The organism is Euryarchaeota archaeon, assembly GCA_016207515.1.
In the GTDB taxonomy this organism is placed as follows: Archaea; Thermoplasmatota; SW-10-69-26; order JACQPN01; family JACQPN01; genus JACQPN01.
In genome coordinates this window covers 1-2,761 of sequence record JACQPN010000003.1, presented here as the reverse complement: position 1 = coordinate 2,761, position 2,761 = coordinate 1, and the positions used below count along the sequence as shown (strand labels likewise).

The window sequence follows — 2,761 nt, the reverse complement described above, 5'->3', positions numbered from 1 at the left end:
CTCAGAAGAGGAGGCAGGCTGAAATCACGAAGACCACTTTTCAAACCTGAGGCGCCCAAGGGCACCGAACGCGCTGCGAATGTAGGACATCACTTGGCGCCATTTCGAAATCCGTCATTCTCGCCGTTGCTTTTCGGAACCGATGATCATCTTCAGAATTTTCAAAAGCACCTTGTCCCAATAATCGAGCGTACCGTGGTCGGTTGAGTATTCGGTGCCGGCTTTGAGGCATGCGGACTCGGGCAGCAGGCGGTATTCCTCGAGCGGCAGTCTCCCCTGTTTTGCCTTCCCTACCTCTTTCAGGCGCGGGTCGGCGGGACTCTTCGGACACATGAAGCGCACTTTCTTATCCGTTTCCCTGACGGGCACAATCGCCGGAGGGTTTGCTCTGGTGGGGCTGGCCGCGGGATTGTGGTGCGGCGCTGTCCGATTCTCGTTTTCCGGCGCCCGCAAACCTTCGGCGCCAGTCGCGCCGGTGCGCTTCGAGAATATTGCTTTCCCTTCAGGCGTGGGCTTCGCTCTCCGCAACAGCGCGACGCCCAACAAATATCAGATTGAGCCCATGGTGGGCGGCGTGGCGCTCTTCGACTACAACAACGACGACCGGCTCGACATCTATTTCGTAAACGGCGCCAAGATCCCGGAACTCGCCAAGACCGGCCCCGAGTACTGGAACCGGTTGTATCGAAACAACGGCGACGGGACGTTCACCGACGTCACCGAAACGGCCGGCGTGAAGGGCGAAGGCTTTTCAATGGGCGTGGCGGCCGCAGACTACGACAACGACGGCTGGCAAGACCTTTACGTTGCGGGCGTGAATCGCAACATCCTCTACCGCAACAATGGCGACGGGACCTTCACCGACGTCACCGAGCGCGCCGGGGTGCCGGGGGCCGACGCCGAGCACGGCAAGATGTGGTCCATTTGCGCCGGCTGGTTCGACTACGACAACGACGACTGGCTCGACCTCTTCGTGGTGAACTACTGCGTCTGGGGTTTCGACAAGGACCCCTTCTGCGGCTCGCGGTTCACCGGCGTGCGCGTTTACTGCCACCCGGGCGAATTCGATCCCTTGCCAAACACGCTCTATCACAACAACCGCGACGGGACCTTCACCGACGTCTCCGCCGCCTCGGGAATCGGCCGGAACCTCGGCAAGGGGATGGGAGTTGCGTTTGCGGACTACGATGCGGACGGCACCCTCGACGTGTTCGTCGCCAACGACACTACGCGCAACTTCCTCTTTCGCAACAAAGGCGACGGCACGTTCGAAGAAGTCGGGCTGCGCGCCGGGGTCGCCTACAACGGCGACGGCGCCGCCCTCTCCTACATGGGCGCGGATTTTCGCGACGTGGACAACGACGGCCTGCCCGACCTCTTCGTCACCGCCATCTCCAACGAGATGTTCAGCTACTTCCACAACGAGGGCGGGGGGATTTTTGATGACTTCACCCACCGGAGCCGTCTCGGCCGCTTGAGCATCTTCTCCAGCGGCTGGAGCAACGGCATCTTCGACTTGAATAACGACGGGTTGAAGGACCTCTTCTCTTCAAACTCCCACGTCAATGACCGGGTGGAGATGGAATTGAACGTCCCCTTCAAGCAGCGAAACGCCATCTACGCCAACCTGGGGGAAGTTTTTTCGAACATTTCCGACGCGGCGGGCCAAGACTTCCAGGTGGCTGACGCCCACCGCGGCGCCGCCTTCGGAGACCTGGACAATGACGGGAGAATCGACGTTGTCGTCTCGCGCTTCGACGCGCCGGCCGAAGTGTTCCGCAACCTATCCTCAAACGGCCATCACTGGCTGATGGTGAAGCCCGTGGGTAGGCTCAGCAATCGCGACGGCATCGGCGCGCGTCTGAAACTCGAAGCGGCGAGCGGCACGCAGTACAACCACGTTACCACCAGCGTCGGATACGCCAGCTCGAGCGACCGGCGCGTGCATTTCGGTTTGGGCAGAGATACGGTCGTCAAGAAGCTCGAGATTCTCTGGCCGAGCGGCATCCGGCAGGAACTCACCGACATTCCCGCCGATCAAATCCTCACGGTCGTGGAACCCGCCTCGCGCAATCCTTGAGGTGACTTGTTCAGTTGGTGGGAGGTTGCTTGCGACCTGACGCAGGCGCCGGGTCGGCGAGTGTTGCAGCGAGTTCCGCATGACGCGATGCCGCGGCCTTGTCGCCCAACGCCGTGTAGATGCGCGACAGGAGGAAGTGGACGCGGTAATCCGCTTCGCCGACGCGCAGCGCCGTCTCAGCTGCATTCGCCGCATCGCCCAACCGCCTGAGACCGAAAAGTGTCTTGCTCAATTCGTAGTAGGCTTCAGGATTTTCGGGCTCAAGCCGCACCGCCTCCTCGAGCTGCCCGCGGCTTTCCTCCAGCCGGTGGAGTTTGAAAAGGAACGTTCCATAGGCGATGTGGATGCGCGCTTCGCCTCGCTCGCGGTTCCGATTTTCGCGGACGCCGGCCTCAAAAACTTTTTGGGCCGCGCTCCAGTCGCCCAGGAGGTCGAGAGTCAGGGCCAGGTTCTCATAAACCCGGAGGCTCTCGGGGCTGAGCTTCAACGCCGTCTCGAAGGCCTCGCGGGCCTTGACGAACTCGTTGCGGAGGTAATAGGAGCGGCCCTGGAGATACCAGGTGCTCGAATCCTTCGGCTCCAGGCGCAGCGCTTCCCGATAGGCGGCGTCGGCGTCCGGCCAACTCTTGAGCGCCGTGTAGATCATCCCCAGCGCCGTATACGCTTTCACATGCCGGGGAT

Annotated in this window: 3 protein-coding genes; 1 reads left to right on the top strand and 2 read right to left on the bottom strand. The window is 61.5% G+C overall.

Translation table 11 applies throughout. The annotated features are described in order from the left end of the window. Positions 1-114 precede the first annotated feature (114 nt). Positions 115-333: a hypothetical protein gene (locus HY556_02160; protein ID MBI4392588.1), complete on the bottom strand. Its 219-nt coding sequence runs from the start codon at positions 331-333 to the stop codon at positions 115-117. Here HY556_02160 and HY556_02155 point away from each other — a divergent pair. Then, complete coding sequence (locus tag HY556_02155; GenBank protein MBI4392587.1) at positions 332-2,080, top strand: CRTAC1 family protein; 1,749 nt, start codon at positions 332-334, stop codon at positions 2,078-2,080. The two genes, HY556_02160 and HY556_02155, sit on opposite strands and share 2 nt — an antisense overlap. 10 nt (positions 2,081-2,090) lie before the next feature. On the opposite strand, the gene HY556_02150 is transcribed toward HY556_02155, so the two are convergent. Then, entirely contained in the window at positions 2,091-2,726 is a 636-nt protein-coding gene (locus tag HY556_02150) for a tetratricopeptide repeat protein (protein ID MBI4392586.1), read from the bottom strand. Positions 2,727-2,761 lie beyond the last annotated feature (35 nt).